The organism is Celeribacter neptunius, from assembly GCF_900113955.1.
GTDB lineage: Bacteria > Pseudomonadota > Alphaproteobacteria > Rhodobacterales > Rhodobacteraceae > Celeribacter > Celeribacter neptunius.
The window spans coordinates 227,463-253,422 of sequence record NZ_FORH01000006.1 but is presented as its reverse complement, the minus strand read 5'-3'; the positions used below and the strand labels follow the sequence as shown (position 1 = coordinate 253,422).

24 protein-coding genes and 1 other RNA gene are annotated in these 25,960 nt (G+C 60.8%); 11 read left to right on the top strand and 14 right to left on the bottom strand.

The window, feature by feature from the left end; translation table 11 throughout:
• Positions 1-74: 74 nt before the first annotated feature.
• A complete protein-coding gene (locus tag BM151_RS15685) occupies positions 75-749 on the bottom strand; it encodes a YfdX family protein (protein ID WP_090061685.1) in 675 nt (224 codons plus the stop codon).
• Positions 750-1,074: 325 nt separating this feature from the next.
• On the bottom strand, positions 1,075-1,968 hold the full coding sequence (gene hemF / locus BM151_RS15680; protein ID WP_090061684.1) for an oxygen-dependent coproporphyrinogen oxidase: 894 nt from the start codon (positions 1,966-1,968) through the stop codon (positions 1,075-1,077).
• A gap of 126 nt (positions 1,969-2,094) precedes the next feature.
• On the opposite strand from hemF, the gene BM151_RS15675 reads away from it, so the two are divergent.
• Positions 2,095-2,469, top strand: a complete 375-nt coding sequence (locus BM151_RS15675) for a hypothetical protein (RefSeq protein WP_090061683.1) — start codon at positions 2,095-2,097, stop codon at positions 2,467-2,469.
• Between the two features lie 15 nt (positions 2,470-2,484).
• Here the strand turns inward: BM151_RS15675 and BM151_RS15670 are convergent, their stop codons facing one another.
• From BM151_RS15670 to clpS, 3 genes are read right to left on the bottom strand one after another with little or no spacing between them, the layout of a single operon-like run.
• Complete coding sequence (locus BM151_RS15670; RefSeq protein WP_090061682.1) at positions 2,485-3,297, bottom strand: SDR family NAD(P)-dependent oxidoreductase; 813 nt, start codon at positions 3,295-3,297, stop codon at positions 2,485-2,487.
• Positions 3,298-3,345: 48 nt separating this feature from the next.
• Positions 3,346-4,338, bottom strand: coding sequence for a class I SAM-dependent methyltransferase (locus BM151_RS15665; protein ID WP_090061681.1), 993 nt, complete (start codon positions 4,336-4,338; stop codon positions 3,346-3,348).
• A gap of 18 nt (positions 4,339-4,356) precedes the next feature.
• A complete protein-coding gene (clpS, locus tag BM151_RS15660; protein ID WP_090061732.1) occupies positions 4,357-4,683 on the bottom strand; it encodes an ATP-dependent Clp protease adapter ClpS in 327 nt (108 codons plus the stop codon).
• A 148-nt stretch (positions 4,684-4,831) separates the two neighbouring features.
• Between clpS and BM151_RS15655 the strand changes: the two genes are divergently transcribed.
• Both BM151_RS15655 and BM151_RS15650 read left to right on the top strand, forming a co-directional pair.
• Entirely contained in the window at positions 4,832-5,536 is a 705-nt protein-coding gene (locus BM151_RS15655; protein ID WP_090061680.1) for an HAD family hydrolase, read from the top strand.
• Between the two features lie 251 nt (positions 5,537-5,787).
• Positions 5,788-7,338 (top strand): D-alanyl-D-alanine carboxypeptidase family protein, encoded by a 1,551-nt coding sequence (locus tag BM151_RS15650; RefSeq protein ID WP_090061679.1) that lies wholly within the window; start codon positions 5,788-5,790, stop codon positions 7,336-7,338.
• 82 nt (positions 7,339-7,420) lie between these two features.
• Here the strand turns inward: BM151_RS15650 and BM151_RS15645 are convergent, their stop codons facing one another.
• The 5 genes from BM151_RS15645 to BM151_RS15625 all read right to left on the bottom strand — a co-directional run bounded on the left by BM151_RS15645 (position 7,421) and on the right by BM151_RS15625 (position 13,936).
• Positions 7,421-9,028, bottom strand: coding sequence for an ABC transporter ATP-binding protein (locus BM151_RS15645; protein WP_090061678.1), 1,608 nt, complete (start codon positions 9,026-9,028; stop codon positions 7,421-7,423).
• Positions 9,025-10,131: an ABC transporter permease gene (locus BM151_RS15640; protein ID WP_090061677.1), complete on the bottom strand. Its 1,107-nt coding sequence runs from the start codon at positions 10,129-10,131 to the stop codon at positions 9,025-9,027. The genes BM151_RS15645 and BM151_RS15640 overlap by 4 nt, the downstream gene beginning before the upstream one ends.
• Entirely contained in the window at positions 10,128-11,240 is a 1,113-nt protein-coding gene (locus BM151_RS15635) for a microcin C ABC transporter permease YejB (protein ID WP_090061676.1), read from the bottom strand. The genes BM151_RS15640 and BM151_RS15635 overlap by 4 nt, the downstream gene beginning before the upstream one ends.
• A gap of 67 nt (positions 11,241-11,307) precedes the next feature.
• The gene (locus BM151_RS15630; protein ID WP_090061675.1) at positions 11,308-13,191 is read right to left on the bottom strand and encodes an extracellular solute-binding protein; all 1,884 of its coding nucleotides are present in this window, start codon (positions 13,189-13,191) and stop codon (positions 11,308-11,310) included.
• A gap of 226 nt (positions 13,192-13,417) precedes the next feature.
• Positions 13,418-13,936: a c-type cytochrome gene (locus tag BM151_RS15625; protein ID WP_090061674.1), complete on the bottom strand. Its 519-nt coding sequence runs from the start codon at positions 13,934-13,936 to the stop codon at positions 13,418-13,420.
• Between the two features lie 122 nt (positions 13,937-14,058).
• On the opposite strand from BM151_RS15625, the gene BM151_RS15620 reads away from it, so the two are divergent.
• Positions 14,059-14,889: a prephenate dehydratase gene (locus BM151_RS15620; protein ID WP_090061673.1), complete on the top strand. Its 831-nt coding sequence runs from the start codon at positions 14,059-14,061 to the stop codon at positions 14,887-14,889.
• A gap of 39 nt (positions 14,890-14,928) precedes the next feature.
• On the opposite strand, the gene BM151_RS15615 is transcribed toward BM151_RS15620, so the two are convergent.
• Together BM151_RS15615 and nudC are read right to left on the bottom strand one after the other, a co-directional pair.
• The gene (locus BM151_RS15615; RefSeq protein WP_090061672.1) at positions 14,929-15,402 is read right to left on the bottom strand and encodes an SRPBCC family protein; all 474 of its coding nucleotides are present in this window, start codon (positions 15,400-15,402) and stop codon (positions 14,929-14,931) included.
• Between the two features lie 52 nt (positions 15,403-15,454).
• A complete protein-coding gene (nudC, locus tag BM151_RS15610) occupies positions 15,455-16,390 on the bottom strand; it encodes an NAD(+) diphosphatase (protein ID WP_090061671.1) in 936 nt (311 codons plus the stop codon).
• Positions 16,391-16,690: 300 nt separating this feature from the next.
• On the opposite strand from nudC, the gene BM151_RS15605 reads away from it, so the two are divergent.
• From BM151_RS15605 to BM151_RS15590, 4 genes are all read left to right on the top strand, one after another.
• Positions 16,691-18,667, top strand: a complete 1,977-nt coding sequence (locus BM151_RS15605) for a bifunctional 2',3'-cyclic-nucleotide 2'-phosphodiesterase/3'-nucleotidase (protein WP_090061670.1) — start codon at positions 16,691-16,693, stop codon at positions 18,665-18,667.
• 201 nt (positions 18,668-18,868) lie between these two features.
• Positions 18,869-19,876 carry an ABC transporter substrate-binding protein gene (locus BM151_RS15600; protein ID WP_090061731.1) on the top strand — a complete coding sequence of 336 codons (1,008 nt, stop codon included), beginning with the start codon at positions 18,869-18,871 and terminating at the stop codon, positions 19,874-19,876.
• 108 nt (positions 19,877-19,984) lie between these two features.
• The gene (locus tag BM151_RS15595; protein ID WP_090061669.1) at positions 19,985-20,791 is read left to right on the top strand and encodes an ABC transporter ATP-binding protein; all 807 of its coding nucleotides are present in this window, start codon (positions 19,985-19,987) and stop codon (positions 20,789-20,791) included.
• Positions 20,791-21,555, top strand: coding sequence for an ABC transporter permease (locus BM151_RS15590; protein WP_090061730.1), 765 nt, complete (start codon positions 20,791-20,793; stop codon positions 21,553-21,555). The genes BM151_RS15595 and BM151_RS15590 overlap by 1 nt, the downstream gene beginning before the upstream one ends.
• Positions 21,556-21,665: 110 nt before the next feature.
• On the opposite strand, the gene BM151_RS15585 is transcribed toward BM151_RS15590, so the two are convergent.
• Both BM151_RS15585 and BM151_RS15580 read right to left on the bottom strand, forming a co-directional pair.
• Positions 21,666-22,541 (bottom strand): MBL fold metallo-hydrolase, encoded by an 876-nt coding sequence (locus tag BM151_RS15585; RefSeq protein ID WP_090061668.1) that lies wholly within the window; start codon positions 22,539-22,541, stop codon positions 21,666-21,668.
• Positions 22,542-22,619: 78 nt separating this feature from the next.
• The gene (locus tag BM151_RS15580) at positions 22,620-23,276 is read right to left on the bottom strand and encodes a peroxiredoxin (protein WP_090061667.1); all 657 of its coding nucleotides are present in this window, start codon (positions 23,274-23,276) and stop codon (positions 22,620-22,622) included.
• A gap of 144 nt (positions 23,277-23,420) precedes the next feature.
• Here BM151_RS15580 and BM151_RS15575 point away from each other — a divergent pair, with 144 nt between their 5' ends.
• The 3 genes from BM151_RS15575 to rsgA all read left to right on the top strand — a co-directional run bounded on the left by BM151_RS15575 (position 23,421) and on the right by rsgA (position 25,683).
• Entirely contained in the window at positions 23,421-24,326 is a 906-nt protein-coding gene (locus tag BM151_RS15575) for a hydrogen peroxide-inducible genes activator (RefSeq protein ID WP_177213180.1), read from the top strand.
• A 47-nt stretch (positions 24,327-24,373) separates the two neighbouring features.
• Positions 24,374-24,470, top strand: an RNA gene (ffs, locus tag BM151_RS15570) — signal recognition particle sRNA small type.
• 169 nt (positions 24,471-24,639) lie between these two features.
• Entirely contained in the window at positions 24,640-25,683 is a 1,044-nt protein-coding gene (gene rsgA, locus BM151_RS15565) for a ribosome small subunit-dependent GTPase A (protein ID WP_090061666.1), read from the top strand.
• The last annotated feature ends 277 nt before the right edge of the window (positions 25,684-25,960 follow it).

Here is a 25,960-nt window from a genome sequence, read left to right as displayed (position 1 = left end):
CAGCGACATCGAACGAAAGATGCCTGCCGCAGACGCTCCTGCGGCAGGCATCTTTTTGAGCCACAGCTGTCACATCAGCCCGCCGAGCCGCCTTGTGCCGGCAGATTGCTGAAGTCGAAATTATCCGCAACGATCGAATCCTCGATCGCTTTCAGGGACATGTTCGCCTGATAGTAGTCGCCCTTGGCGATCTGATCGGAGGCCTGTTGGGCGTGTTTCACGCTGCCGTTGATCGGCAACATATAGGCCATGTAATCGACATCGACATTGGCGAGCTTGAGAACTTCCAGCGCCTTTTGCTGATCGCCCTTGGCGAGATGCTTGCCAGCCTCGGCCATCTGATCCTTGTTGGCATCCGTCGGCACGAAACCCTCAGCCAGACCGACCGAGCTTTCGAACGGCACATACATGTCATCCTTGGCTTTCGTCTTGTCGGATTTGATCGCGATATCCGACGCGGTCTTCTGTGCGCTGCTGAGATCATCGGCCGCTGCCGCCGTCAATGTCCCGGCCATGTCGGTATTGCCTTCGAACAGGGCAATTCGGGCAGCATGGACATTTTGCAGTGCATCGCGCGTGCTCTGCGAGGTTTCAAAGGCCAATTTCCGTTGTACCGGTGTCATCGCGCTGTCCGTCGAGACATCCGTCTTCGGCGCCATCGCGCTCTCTGATGCCGGAGCGGCAAAGGCGGGAGAGAGCGCCAGCATGCCGACGAGACCAAGACCGACCAGTTTCGTATGAGTTTTCATAACCTGTGTCCTTCTGAAGTTCAGATCTCAGACGTTTTCGCCTGATGAGTTTCAGGTGGGGACAAAACACCCACGGACAACCAGATTAAGCATTTGAATAGTATCAACAAAACCTAACGGTCGGGAACCCGATCGTGAGAAAGCGTGTGCGCATCTTCCGCCGCAGGACATGTCACCGAGAAATTTGCCCGCATTTTCAAAGGCGGCGCAAAATCAGGGCAATGTGAAAGCGAAGGCCGAAAGCATCGGCTGAAAAATGCTTTCGGCTCGGCTGGTTTTGGCGGATCTGTTTGCGAAGACGGATGAGACGAGTGCGCCAGCGCCCTCACACCCATTTGGCCATGGGCGGCAGGGACATCAGCACGGCATTGGCGTCATGGCCGGTCTCGAGCCCGAATTTCGTGCCCCGATCATAGACGAGGTTGTATTCGGCATAGAGGCCGCGATGGATCAGCTGGGCATCCTTGTCGGCCTCGTCCCAGGGCGTGTCACGGCGTTTTTCCGTGACACCAAGGAAGGCGGGCAGGAAGGCGCGCCCGACATCTTGGGTAAAGGCAAAGTCTTTCTCCCAATCGCCGGTGTTGTGGTCGTCGAAGAAAATCCCGCCGACGCCGCGCGCCCGGCCCCGGTGCGGCACATAGAAATATTCATCCGCCCAGGCTTTGAAACGCGGGTAATACTCGGGATCGTGCCGGTCACAATGCTCTTTCTGAACCGCGTGGAACTGCGCCGTGTCCTCGGCATATTCGATACAGGGGTTGAGATCGGAGCCGCCACCGAACCACCAGCCATGCGGCGTCCAGAACATCCGCGTGTTCATATGCACCGCCGGCGTATGCGGGTTCTGCATATGCGCCACCAGCGAGATGCCCGCCGCCCAGAACCGCGGATCGTCCTTCATCCCGGGCAGCCCCTTGCGTGCCGCCATGGCCATCTGCGCCCGCTCGCCGAGCTTGCCATAGACGGTGGAGACATTGACCCCGACCTTCTCGAACACCCGGCCACCGCGCATCACCGACATCAGACCACCACCGGCGCCGGAGCCGTCCTCGGACTGGCGCTTGGTCTCCGTCACCTCGAAACGGCCGGCATGTCCGGTCGCGAAAGGCCCGCTCAGCTGGGTGTCTTCGAGCGCTTCGAAGGCCGAGACGATCTGATCACGAAGACTCCGGAACCACGCGCTGGCGCGGGCCTTTTCATCGGGCATATCCTGTGTCATCGGCGCTCTCCTTTTCCCGCGTCTCAGCGCAACAGAGGTAACAGCAACCGCCCTGCGACGGCAAGCTCCCTTCCCCTGCGACGGAAACGCGCTATTCTGACGTTCTACAGGAAAAGGAGATTTCCGATGCGCTGGTATATTCCTCTCGCTCTCATCCCGCTTCTGGCGGCCTGTTCCGAGCAGCAAATGTGCATCTCGCGAGCCACCAAGGACCTGCGGCAGGTGCAAAGCTTCATCGCCGAATCCGAAGGCAATCTGGCACGCGGCTACGCCTTGGTTGAAAAGCAATATATCGATTACGATTACGAACGCTGCGGCGAAGATGCCGATGGCAAGACGATCTATTGTCGCGTACCGGACGTCGAAACCCGCAAAGTGCCGAAAGCCATCGATCTCGATGCCGAAGCCGCGAAACTCGCCGCGCTGAAGGCGAAGGAAGCCCAGTTGCAGGTCACGGCGGCTGCGGCGACCCAGGCCTGTATCGAACAGTATCCCGAGTAGGAGCGCGCGCCCGGATCAGTGGGTCGGCGCGTGCACCGGGTCGACCAGCGTGCGCCCGCCATCCACGGTCAGGATCTGTCCGGTCATGAAGCCGGAGCCTTCCGAGACAAGATATTGCACGGTTTCGGCCACCTCGGTGGCCGGAGCCACACGGCCCAACGGGGTCTTTGCGGTGATTTCCTCACGATAATCTGGGTTTTCGGCCAGCATATCCTTGAGGCTGGCACTCATCACCGAACCGAAGGCCACGGCATTGACGCGGATGCGGTTCGGCGCCAGAGCCACCGCCATCGCCCGGGTCATCTGATCGACCGCCGCCGATGAGATCGAAAAGGCCAGCAGATCGGGCTGACAGCGTCGCGCGGCAATCGACGACAGATTGACGATCGAACCGACGACGCCCTCATCGCTTTCGGATTTCTCCGACTGTTTGATCATCCATTTGGCGACATGCTGGGTCAGCCTCAGCGAGGTCATCAGGTTCTGATCCAAAAGCTGCGCGACATTGTCTTCGCGCGGTTTGAGCGGATCGCTCATCAACACCTGCCGCGAGGCATTGACCAGAATATCCACCCCGTCAAAGGCGTCGATGGTGGCCGAGAGCAGGTTGGCGATGGTCAGTTTCTGCCGCAGGTCGCCGGCGAAATAGGCGATCTTGGCCTCCTCGGCCTCGGCCGCCTCGCCATATTGGGCGACCAGGCTGGCCTCATCGATATCGGCACACATGACATTGGCGCCCTGTTCCGCGAAATGCCGGGAGATCGCCAGACCGACACCATTGGCCGCGCCGGTCACAATCGCGGTCTTGCCTGCTATGGAAAAGCTCATCTCGGGGGAACTCCCTCTTTCTGCCCGGCTTGCCTGCCGGGGCACAGTTTAGACGCTCGCCCGCGCCCTGCGAAGGGGTTTCGCGGCGTGAAGCAATTTGAACCCCTGGGTGGTGCCAATCTCGGCGTGGCTGCCGAAACAGGCGGCAAGGGTCGCCTCATAGGGCAATTGCCGGTTGGCCACCAGCCAGAGCTGACCCTGCGGGCCGAGCATCCCGGCCGCCGCCTCGATAAAGGCCTGACCCAGCGCCGGATCGGCGGCGCGGCTGGTGTGAAACGGCGGATTCATGATCACCGCGTCGAGCTTGCCGGGCGGGGTGAAACGCGTGGCGTCTTCCCAGTGGAACGTGACGCGCGGATCGGTGAGATTGTCCCGGGCCGAGGCAAGCGCCGCGGCTTCCGCCTCGACCACATGCAGTTCCTGCACCCCGTCGCGAGAGAGGATCGCACGGGAAAGATAGCCCCAGCCGGCACCGAGATCGGCGATTTTGGCGGGGAGCCTGTCGGGAAGTGCGGCGGCCAGAGCCTCGGAGCCCTTGTCGATCCGGTCATAGGAAAACACGCCCAGCCGGGTGGTGAACCCATCGATCAACTGCAGCGCGCCGGGATCGGCCCAGTCGGAGAAATCCCCGCCAGAAAATAGCACGGATTTGCCATGCGCCTTGGAGATCACCTGTGCCGCACCGGCACCTCTGCGAATGTCCTTGAGCAGCGAGTCGATGCCGTCGGTCTTCTGGCCGTCGACGAGCACCCGCGCGGCACGCGACGCGGCATCGGCAATCAACGCGCGGGCCTGAGCCTTGGACCGAGGCACCGCCACGATGGCAAGATCGAAATCACCTTCGGCCTCGGTGCGCACATCAAAGCCCTCAGCCTTGAACGCATCGAAATCGGGTTTGAACCCCTGCACGATCTGCAGATTATTCGTGCCGAAACGCGTGAGATCCTCGCCGGCGCGCGGGCGATAGATCACCACACGGGCGTCCGGAGACAGATCCGAGAGCGGCCCGTCGAGCAGGAGGGGAAGACGCGCAGACAGCATGGCGAAGCGGCGGACCGCTTATTCCTTTTCCATCGTGCATTGCAGCGGATGCTGATGCCGGCGGGAGAAATCCATGACCTGCTGCACCTTGGTCTCGGCGATCTCAAAAGCAAAGACTCCGACCACGGCGAGGCCCTTTTTATGCACGGTCAGCATGATCTCGGTCGCCTGACCATGGCCAATGCCAAAGAATCGTTCGAGCACCAGAACGACGAATTCCATCGGCGTGTAATCGTCATTCAGAAGCATGACCTTGTAGAGCGGCGGACGCTTGGTTTTCGGCCGGGTCTTGAGCGCAAGACCGACATCGCCGTCCTCATCCGAACGGTCGTCATCATTGGCCATCATCTGAGGTCTCATCTGAGCCGAGAGGATCACTCTGTCGTCTCCGGTATCTTCATCTGCACACGTCGGGATCATTGGCCGATATATAGCCCCTTTTTCATATCAATAAAGAGGGTTATGCCAAAACCGGTAAAGGAGAGCTGGAAATATGGCCGAAAAATGCGCAACCATCGCCTTCGATGCGGATGACACGCTTTGGGAAAATGAGCAGTTTTTCCGCATGACTCAGGCGCGATTCGGCGAGCTGCTGGCCGACTTTACCGATCCGGATCATCTGGCCGAACGGCTCCTGGCGGCCGAGCGGCGCAACCTCGGCCATTACGGCTTCGGCATCAAAGGATTCGTCCTGTCGATGATCGAGACCGCCATCGAAGTCACCGAGGAACGCGTGCCCGCCGCCGTCATCGGCGAGCTGATCGCCGCCGGTCAAGAGATGCTGCGTCACCCGATCCATCTGCTCGACGGCGTCGAGGAAACGATCCCCGCCCTCGCCGAAGAGTTCGAGATCCTGCTGGTGACCAAAGGCGACCTTCTGGATCAGGAACGCAAGCTGGCGCAATCCGGCCTGGGCGAACTGTTCGATGGGGTCGAGGTGGTCTCCGACAAGACCGCAACGGTCTATAGCTCGATTTTCGAGCGCCACAATGTCACGCCGGACCGCGCCATGATGGTCGGCAATTCGATGAAGTCCGACGTGTTGCCGCCAATCGCGGCCGGTGCCTGGGGCGTGTATATCCCGCATAATTTCACCTGGGAGATCGAACAGGCCAAAGCGCCCGACGCACATCCGCGCTATCGCCAGCTCTCGAGCCTGCGCGATTTGCCCGCGCTGATCGCCTCTGTCTTTGTCTGAGACTCGGCCTGACGTTTGATCCTGACTGGCCTTGCCTGAATTTCAGGCAGCGGCGCGCCGCCTCACGTTACCAAAGGATTAACAAAGTGCGCATGTGGTGGCGGACATCCACGCGCATACAAAATCTGGCGTTGCATCAATGCACGCTCTGAAACGCCTTGAAAATTGGGAGTTTTCTCCGCCTCCAGCCTGTGTTACCGTTTCCTTTATAAGTCGGGCGCAATGATCCGGCATGACGAGGCAGATTTATCATGAAGAGCAACGTGCGAGCGCGGGCGATCCCGTGTGCCGTTTCAGGACGTATTTTCCCTCTCTTTCTGGTCGCATTCGCGATGCTGATCGCGGTGTCCAGTCGCGCCGTTGCGGCGGAATATGCCGCGCTGGTGATGGATGCCCGCAATGGCAAGGTGTTGCATGCCACCAATGCCGACACCCGATTGCACCCGGCCTCGCTGACCAAGATGATGACCCTCTACATCGCCTTTGAGGCAATCGAGCACGGCGAGATCGGCCTCGACGATCTGGTCACCGTATCGCGCAACGCCGCTTCGGAACCGCCATCGAAACTCGGGCTGCGCACCGGTCAGCAGATCAAGCTGCGCTATCTCATCCGTGCCGCCGCGGTAAAATCCGCCAATGACGCGGCCACCGCCATCGGCGAGGCGATCGAAGGCTCGGAAGCCGCCTTTGCCCGCCGGATGAACCGCACGGCAAAGGCTTTGGGCATGTCGCGCACGACGTTCAAGAATGCCAATGGCCTGACCGAGAGCGGTCACCTGTCGACCGCCCGGGACATGTCGGTTCTGGGGCGGCATCTGTTTTACGACTTCCCGGACTATTACAACCTGTTCTCGCGCAAGACCGCGGATGCCGGGGTGCGCACGGTGAGCCATACCAACACGCGGTTCCTCAACTCCTACCCCGGCGCAGATGGGATCAAGACCGGTTACACCTCGGCGGCGGGCTTCAACCTGACGGCCTCGGCCCGGCATGGCAGCGAGCGGATCATCGTCACCGTGTTCGGCGGCAAATCCACCGTGTCGCGCAACGCCAAGGTGACCGAACTGATGGATCTCGGTTTCAAACGCGCCCCGCGCAATGTCGCCGTGGTCAAACCCAAACGCCCCGCCTATCTCGGCAAAGGGGCCGGCGGGACGGTCATGGTCGCGGGCGCAGACATGCCCGACGTGGCCTCCAAGATCATTCGCGTGAATATCAAGATGACCTCGAGCCAGCGCCCCCTGCCCCGACCGGTGCAGGCGCTCGCCCCGGAGACCGAGGAACTGCTGATGGCCGCCTCCGACGATGTCATGGACGCTTTGGCGCAGGCACAACAAGAGGCCGAACAGGAAAAGGCCCTTCTGGCCGCCGCCAGCGCCGCCACGACCGAAGCCAATACGATTCTCGCCGAAACCGCGCGGGCGAAACAGCCGAGCCTGCCGATGATCGCGCCGGTGCCGCGGCCTGAAACATTGCAGCTCGCCTCGGTCGAGCCGACCTCCGCGATGGCCGCCTCGCCGCTGCCCAGCGCACCCGAAGTGGTCACCCGCATCTCAACCTCGGGCAGCCGCTATTGGGGGATCAACATCGGCACTTACAACAGCGAATATGCCGCCCGCAAAGAGCTGTTGAAAACCGCGCTGACCGAGGTGGAAATGCTCGATGGCGCATTGCGTAAAGTGGTGAAGACCAAACGTGGATTTGACGCGAACTTCCTCGGCATGACCGAAGAGATGGCCTCGATGACCTGCCGTCGACTGGAAGCGCGAGGCACAGAATGTGCCACTGTCGGCCCGTCCTGAGCCAAAGGCCAGCGGTGGAATGACAAAAGCGCGGGAGAGATCCCGCGCTTTTCTTTTGCCCGGCGTCTTATGGGGTTGAGCGCTAAACGCCCGCGCCCGCCTCAACCTTGAGATCGAGCGCAGCACTGATCAGCGCCTTGGTATAGGCCTCTTTCGGGGTTTCGAAGATCTCTTCGGCGGTGCCCATTTCCACCACATCGCCGCGTTTCATCACCAGCACCTTGTGTGACAATGCCCGCACCACGCGCAGGTCGTGCGAGATGAACAGATAGGCAAGCTTGTGGCTCACCTGCAGTTTGCGCAACAGCTCGACGATCTGTACCTGCACCGTCATGTCCAGGGCCGAGGTCGGCTCGTCCAGCACCACAAGGCGCGGTCGCAGGATCATGGCGCGGGCGATGGCGATACGCTGGCGCTGACCGCCGGAGAATTCATGCGGGTAACGATGGCGGGTCTCGGGATCGAGCCCGACCTCGCGCATGATGTCGATCACCGCCTGCTCGGTTGAGGCATAGCCTTCGATCTCATGCACGCCCAGACCCTCGGCAATGATCTGTTCCACCGTCATCCGCGGCGAGAGCGAGCCATAAGGGTCCTGAAACACGATCTGCATATCGGCGCGCAGCGGTCGCAGCGCCTTGTTCGACCAGCCCTGGATATCCTTTCCGAGCACCACGACCGGGCCTTTCGAAGAAATCAGCCGCATCATGGCGAGCGCCAGCGTGGTCTTGCCGGAGCCGCTCTCGCCGACGATGCCGACGGTCTCGCCCTCGCGCACGGTGAATGTCGCAGCATTCACCGCTTTCACATAGCCGACGGTCTTGCGCAGCAATCCCCGTTGAATCGGGAACCAGATCCGCAGGTCCCTGGTCTCGGCCACCACCTCGGCGCCTTCCGGCACCGGTTCGGGGCGCCCCGTGGCCTCGGCGGCCAGAAGCATCTGGGTATAGGCATGTTGCGGATTGTCGAAAATCTCGGTGGTTTTGCCGGCCTCCACGATCGCACCGTCTTTCATCACACAGACCCGGTCGGCGAAACGCCGCACGATGTTCAGATCATGGGTGATGAAGAGCATGGACATGCCTTCATTGCGCTTGATGTCGGCCAGCAGATCGAGGATCTGCGCCTGAATCGTCACGTCGAGCGCGGTGGTCGGCTCGTCGGCGATCAGCAGTTTCGGCGCATTGGCCAATGCCATGGCGATCATCACCCGCTGACGCTGGCCGCCCGAAAGCTGATGCGGATAGGAGCCCAGGCGCTCCTCCGGCTGGTAGATCCCCACCCGGTCCAGAAGATGCAGGATGCGCTCGCGCGCCGCCTCGCCGGTCAGCCCCTGGTGGATCAACATCACTTCGGAGAGCTGTTTTTCCAGCGTGTGCAACGGGTTCAAAGAGGTCATCGGCTCCTGAAAGATGAAGCTGATGTCATTGCCACGCAAGCGTCGCAACAGCTTTTCCGGCGCACCAACAAGTTCCTGCCCCTCATAGGTGATCGAGCCGGAGATCTTCGCCGTGTCGGGCAGCAGGTTCACCGAAGAGAGCGCCGTCACCGACTTGCCGGAGCCGGATTCGCCTACAAGTGCCACCACCTCGCCCTTTTCCATCGAAAAGGACACGCCCTTGACCGCCTCGACCACACCACCGTCCTGCCGGAAACCGATCCGCAGGTCTTTGTACTCCAAAAGGCTCATCTGAAGGTCTTCCTTGGGTCAAACGCGTCGCGCACGCCTTCGAAAATGAAGACCAGAAGCGAGAGCATGATGGCATAGGTGAAAAAGGCGGTGAAGCCGAGCCACGGCGCCTGAAGGTTCTGTTTCGCCTGCAGCGTCAGCTCCCCCAACGACGGGTAGGAGCTTGGCAAGCCAAAACCGAGAAAATCCAATGAGGCCAGCGTGCCGATATTGCCGGTGACGATGAAAGGCAGCATGGTCAGCGTCGCCACCATGGCGTTGGGCAGCATATGGCGGAACATGATGGTGCGGTTCGACACACCCAGCGCCCGGGCGGCCCGGATATATTCGAAATTCCGCGCCCTGAGGAACTCCGCCCGCACCACGCCCACGAGCGCCGTCCAGCCGAACAGGATGGTGACAAAGACCAGGAGCCAGAAACTTCGCCCGAGAATGGCAAAAAGAATGATGATCACATAGAGCGAGGGCATGGCGCCCCAGATCTCGAGGATGCGCTGAAAAATCAGGTCGGTGCGGCCACCGAAATAACCTTGGATCGCGCCGGCGATGATGCCGACGAGCGAGGAGGCGACCGAGACGATCAGGGTGAAGAACACCGAGAGACGGAAACCGTAGATCACGCGGGCGACCACGTCGCGTTTGGTGTCATCGGTGCCGAGCCAGTTCTGCGACGTGGGCGGCGAGGGCGCGGCCCCCGGCCCCTCGACTTGGGTGTTGAACGAGTAACGAATGGGCGGCCAGATCATCCAGCCTTTCTCGATCTTCTCGCCGTTGATCTCGCCGTCTTGCGCGTCTTCGATATAGGCCTCGGGATCGTCGAAACAATCGACCAGACCGCCGGTCTCGATCAGGCATTGCACCTCCGGGTAGCGATAGACGGCTTCGGTGCGGAAATCGCCGCCGAATTCGGTCTCCGGGTAGAATTTGAAGATCGGCATGTAATAACCGCCCCGGTATTGCACCAGGATCGGTTTGTCATTGGCGAGAAACTCGGCAAAGAGCGACAGGCCGAACAGGATCGAGAACAGGATCAGCGACCAGTAGGCGCGACGATTGGCGCGGAAATTGCGCCAGCGCCGGCGATTGAGTTCGGACAGTTTCATGTGTCCCTCCGCTCGAAATCGATACGCGGATCGACGAAGACATACATCAGATCCGACAGGATACCGATGACGAGGCCGATGAGCCCAAAGAAGAACAGCGTGCCGAAGATCACCGGGTAATCACGGGCCAGCGCGGCCTCATAGCCCATGCGCCCGAGCCCATCGAGCGAGAACAGCGTTTCGATGATCACCGAGCCACCGAAGAAGACGCCGAGGAAAAGCCCCGGGAACCCGGCGATGACGATCATCATCGCATTGCGAAACACATGGCCGTAGAGCACGCGGGACTGCGAAAGCCCCTTGGCCTTGGCGGTGACCACATATTGTTTGCGGATCTCGTCCAGAAAGGAGTTCTTGGTCAAAAGCGTCAGCGTGGCAAAGGATGAGATCACCGAGGCCAGAACCGGCAGGGCGATATGCCAGAAATAATCGCCGATCTTGCCGAGCCAGGACATCTGATCCCAATCCGGCGAGGTCAGGCCGCGGAGCGGGAAGATCTGCCAGTACGACCCGCCGGCGAACAGCACCAGGAGCATGATCGCAAACAGAAAGCTCGGGATCGCATAGGCGGCGATGATCACCCCCGAGGTCCAGGTGTCAAAGCGCGATCCGTCCTGCACCGCTTTGCGAATGCCCAGCGGGATCGACACCATATAGGAGATCAACGTCGCCCAAAGCCCCAGAGAGATCGACACCGGCAGCTTGTCCCACACCAGATCGAGCACACGTTCGGATTTGAAATAGCTCTCGCCGAAATCGAACCGCATGTAATTCCACATCATGCCGAGGAAACGTTCCAAAGGCGGCTTGTCGAGGCCGAACTGCCGTTCAAGATCAGCGATGAATTCGGGCGGAAGCCCCCGGGCGCCGGCGTAGTCGCTTTCATACGTATTGCCCGAGGAGGAGGCGTTCTTATCCTCGAGCGAGACATTGACGTCGCCTTGCCCGCCGGTGATCGACTCGAACACATCGCCCTCGCCCTGCAGGTTGGCGAGCACCTGTTCGACCGGCCCGCCGGGCACAAATTGCGTCAGCGCGAAATTCACCACCATGATCCCGACCAGCGTCGGAATGATCAGGAGTAAGCGCCGTAGAATATAGGCTCCCATGGGCCGTCCTTATCGGATTGTTATGTCTGCTCTCATCGGTCGCATTCGCGCCCGTGTTATTTCAGGCTTATTTCAGGGCGCCGGCGGCGCGCAACTCTGCCTCGCGCTCCTGGTTCACCCACCAGAAGTCCAGGTACCCCAGAGCCAGCGGCGGCATCTTATCCGCTTCGGGATGCTCGTACATGTCGTAATAGGCCACCCAATAGCTGTCGTTCATATGCGCCGGTACGATAAAATAGTCATAGCGCATGATCCGGTCGGCGGCGCGCACCATGGCGGACATCTCGTCATAGGTCTTCACCTTCAGGATTTCATCTCCGATCTTGTCGATCGCCGGGTTGCAATAGCCCGCCGGGTTAAAGACGTCTTCCTTATCTGCGCAGCCGTATTTCTGCGTGAAGGAGGAACCCTCTTCAAAGCCGTTGGCATAACCATCATAGATCATGTCGAAATCATTGCTCTGGGTCCGGGCCTGATACTGGTTCGGATCGATCCGGTTGTAGCTGGCATTCACCCCCAGCGCGACGAGGTTCTCGACATAGGGCTTCATGATCCGGTCCCAGGACGGGCTGTATTGCAGCACCTCGACATCGAGGGTTTTGCCCTCGGCATCGCGCATCATGCCGTCGTCGCCCGGCGCGTAACCGGCTTCGGCCAAAAGCGCGATGGCACGGCGCATGTTCTTGCGGTCCAGAGACCGTTCACCCGAGCTGTGCGGCACAAAGGCCTCTTCGGTGAAGATCGCCTCGGGCAGATCGTCTTTCACCCCGTTGAGGATCTCGAGCTCCGCGCCCTCGGGCAGGCCCTCGGCCATCAGCCCCGGCGACTGCCACATGCTGACACGCTGGGAAAACAGCCCGTATTGCAAGGTGTCATTGGTCCAGGTGAAATTGTACATCAGACCCAGGGCCAGCCGGACATTGCGGTCCTGGAACTTCTCGCGGCGCAGGTTGAAGACGAACCCGTAAGCGGGCGGGATATTGCCGTTGTGCAAGGTCTCTTTCGTGACCCAGCCCTTGTCGAGCGCCGGGAAATCGTACCCTGTCGCCCATTGCAGCGAGGAGTTCTCCTGCCGGAAAGTGATATCGCCGGCCTTGAAGGCCTCGAACGCCGCCACCGTGTCGCCGAAATACACGACCCGGATGGTGTCGAGATTGTTGCGCCCGACATTCATCGGGTGAGCCGCGCCCCAGTAGTCCGGGTTGCGCTTGTATTCGACCCATTGGCCGGGATCGTAATTCGACAGCATATAGGCGCCCGTGCCCGGCGAGGTCTCGTAGCGTTTCTCATCGAGCTTGGCCCCGGTCTTTTCGAACCAGGCCTTCTGCATCACCGGTGTCGCGCCCGCCTGATCGATCAGACCGTTGCGCGGAATATCCGGTTGAAAGGTGAATTTCACCGTATAGGGATCGAGCGCCTCGACCTCCTTGATCATCGCGGAGACGCCCGAACGCCAGGACGGCGTGGCTTCTGCAATCATCTTGTTATGGGTAAAGGCCACATCCTCCGCCGTCATCGGCGCACCATCGGAAAAGGTCACGTCGTGGCGCAGGTGGAAGATCACCCAGTCCTTCGATTTCGGATATTCGATGGTCTCGCAGAGCACGCAATAGAGCGCCGATTTGAATTCGTCCGCCGTGCCGGACATCAACCGTTCATACATCGACGAGGACAGCGCCGCCGGCGTCCCCGAAAGGGTCGAGAACGGATTCATGCTGTCGAATGTTCCGACCATGCCGATGGTGACATCGCCGCCCTTTGGCGCATTCGGATTGACGTAATCGAGATGTTCGAAAGGCTCGGCATATTTCGCCTCGTCCCATTCGGAATACCAGCTCCGGGTGATGATCTCCGGATCCTCGGCGCTGTCCTGGGCCAGAGCCACGGCGCTCGTCAGCGAAGCGATAGCCAGAACGGGGACGAAAACGCGGGCAATGGAGCGTGGGATCATCGGCGACCTCTCGGATTGTTGGCAATGGGCGGGGGCCGCCACTGTTCAGACGGTAATGGGAGCGGGGCCGCACATGCAAGCAACATGCGGTCGAATTTGCGTGAACATGCTGTAATCCACCCCTGGCCCGGCGAGACTGCGCAAAAGAAAACCCCCATCGGTGCGGCCGATGGGAGTTTCGATGACATACGCGCCAGAGGCGCGTCCAGACACGCCTTGCGTCGGATCAGCCGGAGATCGACTGCAGGTAGGCCACGATATTGGCGCGATCCTCGATCTTCTTCAGACCGGCGAAGGACATTTTGTTGCCCGGGATCGCGTCTTTCGGATTCTCGAGATAGGCGTTGAGCGTCGCGGCGTCCCAGGTGCCGCCATGGCTGGCAACAGCATCGGAATAGCCGAAATCGCCGACCGCGCCGACTGCGCGCCCGAAGACACCGTCGAGATGCGGACCGGTACCGTTCGAGCCGTCCACCTTGTGGCAGGCCTTGCACTTGGAGAACACCTTTTCGCCTTTCGCCACATCGGCGGAGGCCAGCAGATCGTCAAAGCTCACTTCGACCACCTCTTCCTCCACGGCGTCCTCGTCGCCGGTGGCAATGACATAGGCTTGGGCGTGTTCACCGTCGTGGCCGGTGGCGTCCATGGCGTAGATAGAATCAGCGGCCCAGTTGCCGAAGAGGAAGATCAGGAAGGTGCCGCAGAGGCCCCCAACGACCTTTGTAACTGTCATAGTGTCGAACATGTCGCGTTCCGTTTATATAGGTTCGTCGCGCGCTATCTATCCGCTTCCCCTGCTTCATTTCAAGGTATAAGACCGAAACCCGGACAAGTTAGCGCTGATCAATCGACAAAAAAGGGGTAAAAATGGCCGCTCGGATCGCATTTCAGGGAGAACCTGGCTCCTATTCCCATCAGGCCTGTGCCGATGCACGCCCCGAATACGAGCCCCTGCCCTGCCCGACATTCGAAGATGCGATGGACGCCGTGCGCACGGGCCGTGCCGATCTCGGCATGATCGCGGTCGAGAATTCGACCTATGGCCGGGTCCAGGATGTCTATCACCTGCTGCCGGAATCCGGGCTGCATATCATCGACGAGACTTTCGTGCGGGTGCATGTGAACCTTCTGGGTCTGCCGGGCACCAAGACCTCCGATATCAAGACCGTGCGCGCCATGTCGGTGCTGCTGGGCCAGGCCCGGACTTTCGTGCGCGAGCACGGGTTGACCACGGTCAACTGGTCCGACAATGCCGCCGCCGCGCGCTCGGTCAAGGAAGAGGGCGCGCCCGAGATCGGCGCTTTCGCCTCTGAACTAGCCGGCGAGATCTTCGGGCTCGACGTGCTCGAACGCCATATCGAGGATCACAAGCTCAACACCACGCGGTTTCTGATCATGGCGCGCGAACCGGATTACAGCCGCCGCGCCGACAAGATGGTCACCGCCTTCATGTTCCGGGTGCGCAACATCCCCGCCGCGCTCTACAAGGCGATGGGCGGGTTTGCCACCAATGGCATCAACATGACCAAGCTGGAAAGCTATATGGTCGACGGTGTGTTCACCGCGACGCAGTTCTATGCCGATATCGAAGGCCACCCGGAGGATGCGAATGTCCGGCTCGCCCTCGACGAGCTGCGCTATTTCACCGAGATGGTCGAGATCCTCGGGGTCTATCCGGCCGATCCGCGCCGCACCTGACCAACCCGATCCGAGACGACCACAGGCGACCGGAGCCCGTCAGAGCTTCGGTCCGCTGGCATATTGATCGGAAAGATGATCGCAGAACATCCCGATCCGCTTCTCGAACCGTTTCTGCAACGTCGCCTTGGCGAATTTCACCGATTGCACGAGGATGCGTGCAGAAAGGGTCTTGGGCCGGACATCATAGGCAAAGGTGACCCGGGTCCGCTGCGGCGACAGCGGCACGAGCTCCGCCGTGAGTTCCATGTTCAGCCCCCCAGAGACAGCCGCCGCGGCGACCGCATTGGGCGCGTCGAATTCGGCGATTTCCGCTTCGAGATCGCGCAGCTTGCCCCGAAACGGCACCTTGAGCGCCCATCCCGCGCCTTTGTCGCGCGGCTGGTTCTGCGACTTGCGCGTCACTTCGATCCCGCGGCGCATCGCCTGACGTTCCAGACCCTCGAAATCCGTGATCCGCGCAAAAACAAAATCTGCGGGCGCCTCAATATCCTTGCGGGTCGAGAATTTCATCGCTGCTCACCTGTCTTGCCCCGTTTACTCCCACCACCTTATTTCCATATTCCTAACGGTCTGCAAGCCACTTGGTCAGGAGAAATTGCGCGACCGCGCCTTTTCTCGGCGGCGCGATCTCGGGGTGTCGCCCCGCCACCGCCAGGGCCAGTTCTTCGCGGCTCACCCAGCGGGCATCCGAGATTTCTTCGGGATCGATCTCGATCTCCGTGCTGAGCGCATTGGCCGTGCAGCCGAACATCAAGGACGCCGGAAACGGCCAGGGCTGGCTGGTGACATAGCGTACCGTGCCGATGCGGACGCCCGCCTCCTCGAACACCTCGCGGCGCACCGCCGCTTCGATCGGCTCGCCCGGCTCGACGAACCCGGCCAGCAGCGAATACATCCGCTCCGGCCAATTGGCATTGCGACCCAGAAGCACCGAATTGCCATGGGTCACCAGCATGATCACCACCGGATCGGTGCGCGGGAAATGCGAGGCTCCGCAAGCCGGGCAATCGCGCCGCCACCCGGCATCGGCGATCACGGTACGCGCGCCGCAGGCCGCACAGAACCCATGCTGGCGATGCCATTCGAACACGCCGCGCGCCGTGCCGGCCAGTTCGGCCTCAAGCGGGCTCAGCCGGGTCATGACCGCGCGCAAATCAAAGAAGCTCACGCTTTCGAGCCCTGCGACCGTCACCCCATCCTGCGACCAGGGATTGCCGCTCTCGGATTGCGGATCGCGCGCCGCCAGATGGCTCACGTCGACGGCAAAAACCGGTGCGCCATCGGTCAGCAGCCCGAGAAAGATCTCATCCCCCGCGACCGCCGGCAGATCTCCGGCGTCGAACAGGGCAAAATGCCCTCTCTCATCGAGAGGAACCGATCCCCGCCACAGAGCCAGGAGACGCATGCCGTCCCGGCTGCGCAACGCTTCCGCCTCGCGCCGCAGATGCGCCGCCCTGTTCAATTCTCCGCCCGCAAGGGCAACACCATCCTGTTTCATACACCTTGCAATAGGCGGCAATCCCGCGTCGCACCACCCTTCAAATACGCAAACCCACCACCACACTCACCGTCACATTCACCGGCATGCCCAACGCACCATCCGCACATATGTTGCGGCCGTGACGCAGGCTTGAGAAATCAACTCAAAGTTGTTCAATCGCCCCAAAAGGCAACTCAAAATGGTTTGCGCTATTGATTTCTCTTGATAAGTTCCAAGACGTCACATGTTTGTCTTGTGGCTCTGGAATGGTCTCGGCAAGCATGTCTGAATGCAAGAAATCATCACAGGAGACGCATGATGGACCACCCGCACACCCCGATGAATCGCCGGACTTTCCTGTCCGGCACAATTGCAGGATCTGCCTTGATTGCTCTTCACCCCTTTTCCGCCCGCGCCAATGCCAATCAGGCACATTTGCGGATCATGGAAACAACCGATTTGCACGTGCATGTCTTCCCCTACGACTATTATGCCGACAAGCCGGTCGATACGGTCGGTCTGGCCCGCACCGCAGCGCATATCAATGCCGTCCGGGAAGAAGCCACCAACACGATGCTGATCGACAATGGCGACTTTCTTCAGGGCAACCCGATGGGCGATTTCATTGCCTATGAGCGCGGCATGAGCGAGGGCGACATGCATCCGGTGATCACCGCGATGAACAGACTCGGTTTTGACGCTTCCACACTCGGCAACCATGAGTTCAACTACGGCGTGCCCTTCCTGATGAAAGCACTCGCGGGCGCCAATTACCCGGTGATCTCGGCTAATGTCGTCAAGGAAATGGGCGCCAACCCGCGCGAGGACGTGACGTTGCTGCCGCCCTATATCATCCTCGATCGCGAGGTGACCGACGGCTCCGGCGCCACGCATCAGATCAAGATCGGCCTGATTGGCTTTGTACCGCCGCAGATCATGATGTGGGACCGCAAGAATCTCGAAGGCACGGTGAACGCCCGCGACATCGTCGAGACCGCCCGCGCCTATGTGCCGGAGATGAAGGAAAAAGGCGCCGATCTCATCATCGCGCTGAACCACTCGGGCATCGGCTCCGCCGATCACACCGAGGGCATGGAAAACGCCTCCGTACCGCTGGCCGAAATCGATGGGATCGACGCGCTCCTGACTGGCCATTCGCACCTCGTCTTCCCCTCGCCGACCTATGATGGCTACGCCGCCGTAGATTCGGCCAAGGGCCTGATCCACGGCAAGCCGGCGGTGATGGGCGGCTATTGGGGCTCGCATCTGGGCGTCATGGACCTCTTGTTGGAAAACGAGAGCGGCGCATGGCGCGTGGTAACCAGTGCCGTGGAAACCCGTCCGATCTCCAAGCGCAACGAAGATCGCTCGGTCACGCCGCTGGTCGAAAGCGTCGAGCCGGTTCTGGCCTCGGTCGCGGATATCCACGAACAGACCCTGTCCTATGTGCGCCGCGCCGTGGGCAAGACCGCAGCACCGCTGCATTCCTATTTCGCGCTGGTGGCCGATGATCCGTCGGTGCAGATCGTTTCCAACGCCCAGCTTTGGTATATCGAAGAGATGATGAAGGGCACCGAGCACGAGGGCCTGCCGATCCTCTCGGCGGCGGCGCCGTTCAAGGCCGGTGGCCGTGGCGGTCCCGACTATTATACCGATGTCGCGCCGGGCGATGTGGCGATCAAGAATGTCGCCGATCTCTATCTCTACCCGAACACGATCCGTGCGGTGCGCATCACCGGCGCCCAGCTCAAGGGCTGGCTCGAACGCTCCGCCGGCATGTTCAACCAGGTCGAGAAAGGTACGAAAGACGCGGTCCTCTTGAACCCGGATTTCCCGTCCTACAATTTCGACGTGATCGACGGGGTGACCTATCAGATCGACATCTCGCAGCCGTCGCGTTTCGATGCCCATGGCGAATTGCTCGACGCCAATGCCTCGCGCATCGTGAATCTCGCCTATAATGGCGCGCCGGTCACCGACGAGATGGAATTCGTGGTCGCCACCAACAACTACCGCGCGGGCGGCGGCGGCACCTTCCCCGGCGCCGATGGCACCACGGTGATCTTCGAGGGGCCGGACACCAACCGCGACATCATCGTGCGCTATATCGTCGATCAGGGCACCATCAACCCGACCGCCGATGACAACTGGTCTCTGGCGCCTCTGGGCGACACCAGCGTGTTGTTCGAAACCGGCCCGGCGGCGCGGACACATCTCGCGGATCTCAAAGGTCTGGCCATCGAGGATGCCGGCGAAGGCACGGATGGATTCGCCCAGTTCCGCATCACGCTCTGACGCAAATCCCCGTAAAAATGCAGAAGCGGTCGCTCCGGCGATCGCTTTTGTTTACCATTTAGGCAAAAATCACGGGCAGAAATCCAGGTTCCCGCCACTTTTTTACGCAATCGTTCAGATTGTATACATGATTGTGCACCTCAATCTCGCGGACGAGAAGACCACAGGTCATTCTACGCTCGAATGAAACAGGGGAAATTCATGTTCTACAAATCGATCACCACCCTGGCTGCCTTTGCGCTCACCGCAACGGCCGCCTATGCCGAGACCGCGATGCCGTTCGCGCTCGACTGGAAATTCGAGGGCCCGGCCGCCCCGTATTTCACCGCCATCGAAAAGGGCTATTTCGCGGATCAGGACCTCGCGGTGGAAATCTCCGCCGGTCAGGGCTCGCTCGACGCGATCCCGAAAGTCGCCACCGGCGCCTTCCCGGTCGGCATGGCCGATATCAACAGCCTGGTGAAATTCCTCGACCAGAACCCGGGCGCGCCGGTCATCGGCATGATGATGGTCTATGACGCCCCGGCCTTTGCCGTGGTCGGTCGCAAGTCGCTCGGCATCGAGGCCCCGAAAGATCTCGAAGGTCACGTGCTGGGCGCACCGCCGCCGGATGGCGCCTGGGCGCAATTCCCGATCTTTGCCGCCGAGAATGATCTCGACATGGACAAGATCACCGTCGAGCCCGTCGGCTTCCCGACCCGTGAGCCGATGCTGGCCGAGGGCAAGGTGGACGCCGTCACCGGCTTCAACTTCTCGTCCTTCCTGAACCTCGTGCGTCTCGGCGTGCCGGAAGATGACATTTCGACCATCATGATGTCGGACTATGGCGTGAACCTCTATGGCAACGTGCTGATCGTGAACACCGATTTCGCCGCCGAGAATCCGGAGGCGGTCAAAGGGTTCGTGTCCGCCGTGACCATGGGCTGGAAAGACGCCATGGCCGACCCGAAAGCCGCGGTCGAATACATGATCAAGTACAACCCGGCCTCCGATCTCGATCTCGAGACCCGTCGTCTTGAGCTGGCGCTCGAAGGCAATGTCTATACCGACTATGTCGCCGCAAACGGCATGGGCGGGATCGACGCCGAACGTTTCGCCGGCTCTCTCGAGCAGCTCAAGATGGTCTACGAATTCAACGCCGAGCCCGACGCCAGCCTGTATTTCACCGAAGACTACCTGCCCGCCTCCGACGCGCGCATGCTGAAGTGATCGCAGATTTTTGAAAACACGGGCGGGCGCGGGATCTCATGAGCCCGCGCCCGTTTCCATACGGGCAGGTGGCGACACCGGGCGGCAGACAGGACAAGACGGGGAAAAATGACAAACCTCATAGAAATCAAGGGCGTGACACACGCCTACAAGACCGATAACGGCCCCTTGCCCGTTCTCGACGACCTCAACATCTCCGTACCCGAAGGCGATTTCTGCGCCGTGGTCGGCCCGTCGGGCTGTGGCAAATCCACGCTCACGAAACTGGTCGCCGGGCTGATGAAACCCGATCAGGGCGAGGTCTGGCTACATGGCGAACGCGTCACCAGCCCGCGCTCGACCGTCGGCATGGCGTTTCAGAACCCGGTGATGCTCGAATGGCGGACGATCCTGCAGAACGTGCTTTTGCCGCTCGAGATCGTGCCGAACAAGATGAGCAAACGCGAGAAAGAAGAGCGCGGGCGCGAACTTTTGGCGCTCGTCGGCCTCGAAGGCTTCGAAGACAAACGCCCCTCCGAGCTTTCGGGCGGCATGCGCCAGCGCGCCTCGCTCTGTCGTGCCATCGTGCACAAGCCCGATGTGCTGATCATGGACGAGCCTTTCGGCGCCCTGGATGCCTTTACCCGCGAGGACCTGTGGCAGACCATGCATGCGCTCAGGGCCGAGGAACCCTTTACCGGTGTGCTGATCACCCACGATCTGCGCGAAAGCGTCTATCTCGCGGATGAGGTGATTGTGCTCTCCGGCCGTCCGGCCACCACCCAGCATGTGGAGAATGTGAAGCTCGAGGGTCGCACCGATCTCGAAGTGATCTACACGCCCGAGGCCACCGACATCCTGCACCGTCTGCGCCACCAGATCGAGATCGCGCAGGGGCGAGCAGAGGGCCAGACCAAGGATGAGGAGGCCGCATGATGAAACATTGGAAAAAGGTCGCCACGCCGCTCATCGCCATCGTCGCTTTCCTCGCCTTCTGGGAATTCATCGTCTGGGTGAACCAATGGCCGAATTACAAGATGGCCTCGCCCTCGGATCTGATCCCGGCCTATGCGAAATACTGGAACCTGTTCCTGATCTACGGCTGGCAGACGCTCTGGCGTACCGTCGTCGGGCTGTTGGTCGCGGTCGTTTTCGGCACGCTGATCGGCATGGTCATGGGCTTTTCGCGCACCATGCGGGATGCGCTCTACCCGCTGCTCGTGGGGTTCAACGCCATCCCGAAAGCCACGGTGGTGCCAGTGATCGCGCTGATCTTCATCGGCCAGCATGATTTCAACACCGTGCTGATTGCCTTCATGATCTCGTTCTTCCCGATCTCGGTGGCGGTCTCGATCGGCCTCTCGACGCTCGAGCCGGAATATCGCGATATCCTGCGTTCTCTGGGCGCGTCGAAATGGACGATCTTCTGGAAAATCGCCCTGCCCAAGACCCTGCCGGAATTCTTCGGCGCGCTGAAAGTCGCGGTGACGCTGGCCTTCATCGGCACCAACCTGATGGAGATCGTCGAACCGCACGGTCGCGGCCTCGGCCACCTGTTCGACAGCGGCAAGATCAACGCCGATTATCCGCTGATGTTCGCGGTGCTGATCGCCTTGGCCTTTCTCGGCATCCTGCTCTACTACATTGTGGTCGGGCTGGAGAAAATCTTTGCCGGTTGGGCGGAACGCCCACAGGGGTAATTTGCGGAACGCCCACAAGGGTAAGTGTGCGGAGCGCCCACAGGGGAGTTCACGCCCCCTAAGACATATCGATGAAAACGCGCGCCCCAAAAAGGCGCGCGTTTCGCGTGTCATCGCGGTTCGAAATAATCCAGCGGAATTTTCAGATAGGATCGCGCGTTGTCTTCGGCTGCGGGCTTGCGACCGCCACGGATATTGATCTGCAGCGCCGCCAGCATCAGCTTTGGCAGCGGCAATGTGGCGTCACGGGCATCGCGCACCGCGCGGTAGTCCGCCTCGCTCGGCGCATCCCTGAAATGGATATTCGCCGCCTTGTGGTCGGCCACACTGGCCTCGCACAGCGCCTCGCGCCCATTGGGCCGGTAATCATGGCCGACAAAGACCCGCGTCTCGTCGGGCAGCGCCAGGATCCGCTCAATCGAATCGTAGAGCTCCCTGGAACTGCCTCCGGGGAAATCGGCCCGGCTGGAGCCGCTGTCGGGCATCATCAACGTGTCATGCACGAAAGCCGCATCGCCCGCCACGTAGGTGACCGAGGCCAGCGTATGGCCGGGGGAAAAGATCACCCGAACCGGCACCTCGCCGACCATGAACGTATCGCCATCGGCAAAGAGGTGATCCCATTGCGACCCGTCGGTGGCGAAATCATCGGGCAGGTTGTAGATCTCTTTCCAGAGCTTCTGCACGCCCACGACCTTTTCCCCGATCGCGGTGGGCGCGCCCAGTTGCGATTTCAGATAAGACGCAGCCGAGAAATGGTCGGCATGGGGATGGGTGTCGAGAATCCAGACGATCTCGATCCCTGTTTCACGGATATAGTCGAGGATCATATCCGCGTTCTTTGTCGCGATTGCCCCTGCATTGGGGTCGAAATCGAGCACCGGATCGACAATCGCACCTTTCATGGTCTCGGGATCATGAAACACGTATTGCCAACTGCCGGTCGGCGCATCCCAGAAGGGTTTGACAACGGGTGTCTTGCTCATAGGAACTCCTGTGTTTGATCTGCAAGGATGGGTGCGCGCGTCACCACGCACACCCTTTGGCTCAAATCCGGCGCAAGCTCAGAGCTGACGGGTCGAGAAATACCAATCCACGACATCCTGCCCCTCGGGCGCATTCGCCAGTTTCTCCTGCGCCGCGGCGGCGGTCGGCGGCGTCGGCACGATCACCGCGTCACCCGGCTTCCAGTTTTCCGGCATGGCGCATTTATTTGCGTCGGCGGCCTGAAGCGCCACCACGAGGCGATGGATCTCATCCACGGAACGCCCGGCGTTCATCGGGTAATAGACCATGGCGCGCAGGATGCCGTTCGGGTCGATGATGAAGGTCGCCCGCACCGCCGCGGTGTCGGAAGCGCCCGGCTGGATCATCCCGTAAGCATTGGCCACTTTCATCGACAGGTCGGCGATGATCGGGAATTTGATCTCGACGCCCCAGTTCTCCTTGATGTTGAGCATCCAGGCGATGTGAGAATAGTGGCTGTCGATGGAGAGGCCCAGGAGCTCGACCCCCATGGCATTGAACGCCTCCTGTTTGCCCGCGAAACCGATGAACTCGGTGGTGCAGACGGGCGTGAAATCGGCCGGGTGCGAGAACAGGATCAGCCATTTGCCCTTGTAGTCGTCGAGGGTTTTGACGCCATCGGTGGTCAGCGCCTCAAAGGCAGGCGCAGGTTTGTTCAGTTGCGGGCCGGTAACGGTTTCAATTTGGTCGGTCATTTTTCAGTCCTTTGTTTTCTCAATATTTCTTGTCGATTTCTGTCGTCTCGGGCGCTTCTGCCCTTTCGATGAATTAGAAATAGCTCTTGCATTTCGATTGTTGAAACGAATAAAAAAGATAAAAATAATTGAGAAATTCGATTAATGATCCTGCCCAGCCTGCGCCAGCTCCGCTTCCTCGTCGCGCTCTCGGAAGAGCTGCATTTCGGCCGTGCCGCCGAGGCCTGTTTCGTCACCCAATCGACACTCTCGACCGGGATACAGGAGCTTGAAGACATCCTCGGCGCGCCGGTGGCCGAGCGCAGCAAACGGTCTGTGCTGATGACGCCTCTGGGCGAGGAGCTCGCCGCCCGCGCCCGCGTGATGCTGGCCGAGGCACAGGACATGGTGGAGCTGGCGCAAAGCCAGTCCGGCACGCTGCGTGGCACGCTGAAACTCGGCACCATCCCGACGGTCGGGCCGTTTCTGTTTCCGCGTCTGCTGCCGCGCTTGCGTCAGGACTACCCCGACCTGCGGCTCTATATGCGTGAGGAGCTGACCGAACATCTGATCGCCGGACTGCGCGCCGGGCGGCTCGATGTGATCCTGATCGCCCTGCCCTTCGAGACCGGGGATCTCGAGATCGAAAGCCTGTTCGAGGATGATTACCAACTCGCCACCGCGCCGGGGCATCGGCTGATTTCCGGTCGGGCGATCGGCGGTCCCGATCTCGATGACGAGACGCTGTTGTTGTTGGAACGCGGGCACTGCCTGCAACGTCACGCGCTTTCGGCCTTTCCCGAAAGCCACGCCAAACAGGACGAAACCTTTGCCGCCACCTCGCTGCCGACCCTGGTGGCGATGGTCGAAGAGGGCCTGGGCATCACACTCTTGCCGCAGCTGGCGATTGACGCCGGCGTGACGCGCAACACCGAGATCGAACTGACCCCGCTGTTTGGCACCAAACCGCGCGAGGTCGTTCTGGCCTGGCGCAAAAGCTCGGCGCGGAGCGCGGATTTCCACCGGCTCGCGGGGTTGTTGCGCGAGGAACGCGCCCGGCTCGGCGGCTGAGCGCCAACCCCTTGCGAATCCGCGACATGACGACTATGTAACGCATCGAGAGGTTGGCGCGGGCGAGCGCCTCGCCAACCCGGTCAGGTCCGGAAGGAAGCAGCCGTAACGAGCCCCGCTTGGGTCGTTGTCCAGCCTCTCACCTAAATGCCTGCACCCCAGCCAACCGAGGAGGGATTTGATGATTGTTCTGTCTTACGCCCCTCGGGCAGCTGCCACCTAAGGCCTTTCCCATTATCGGACTGCCCGAGACCCTGTACTCTCGTCGCAAATGCGACGCGGAGGTCTTTTTGACGTCTTCAAAGGCAGACCAATGATATCTGATCTGAAACTTCTCGGCTGGTCCCAATTCTTCAACGGCCAGCTCGATCTCGAGGAATTCGAAACCCTCACACCGCTGCGGCTCACCGAGGTGCGCCGCCGTTCCGTTATGGCACTCACCCCCGCGCTCGAGCGGATGGAAATCGCTTTGACCGGCGATCACGTGGCCACCGACATGGCCGTGGGTGATTTTGCCCTCACCGATGGCGAACGCCTGATCCGCCTGCTGGACCGCAAGACGGTGATCTCGCGCAAGGCCGCCGGGCTGCAAGCCCAGGCGCAGCTCATTGCCGCCAATCTCGACACGCTGTTCATCACCACGTCGTGCAATCACGATTTCAACGAGGCGCGGCTGGAACGTTATCTCGCCATCGCCATCGAGGCCGAGGTCACGCCGGTGATCGTGATCACCAAGGCGGACAAGCCCGAGGAAATGGCGGCAGAGGCCTATGAGGACCGCGCCAAGGCGCTCTACGAAGGCGCAGAGGTGCTGTTGATCAACGCCAAATCGCCCGAAGACATCGCAAGGCTCGAAGGGTATTGCGGCACCGGTCAGACGATTGCTCTGGTCGGCTCTTCGGGGGTCGGTAAATCCACCATCGCCCGCGGTCTCACCGGCGAGGATATCGAGGTCGGCGAAATCCGCGAGGATGATGCCAAGGGGCGACACACCACCACAGCGCGTTCGATGCACCGGATGCATGCGGGCGGCTGGCTGATCGACACACCGGGGATGCGCGAGCTGGCGCTGCACGACGCCTCGGAGGGCATCGCGACGCTGTTCGAGGACATCACCGATCTGGCTCTGAGCTGCAAATTCTCCGATTGCCAGCACCGGAGCGAGCCCGGTTGCGCCGTACGCGCGGCGCTGGAGACCGGGGAACTGAGCGAGGAGCGGCTCGAGCGCTGGCGCAAGCTGATGGATGAAGATGCCCGCAATTCCGAAAGCATCGCCGAGGCGCGCGAACGCGGTCGGAAATTCTCCAAGATGGTGAAAAACACCATGAAGGTGAAAAAGGCGAAACGCGGCGAGTAAGCCGCACGGCGCGGAACAAGGCGCGCAGCGCCGCCGCGCGAACGCCAGACCGGCCCACGGTCTGGCGATTTGTCTGAAACAAACACACCGCTCAAAGTTTTCTCGGATTTGACCGCGACAAACGCTTCAATCAAAAGTCAGATCGCCAGCCCCCCCGATCGGGCATTCGCGCTCTATGCCACAATGGCATCGATTGGAGCATCAATTGAGGTTGCGGGGGGCTCCTCCCGCCCTTACCTTATGGTGCAATCAAGGCCTTTCGCGACACCCCGAGACA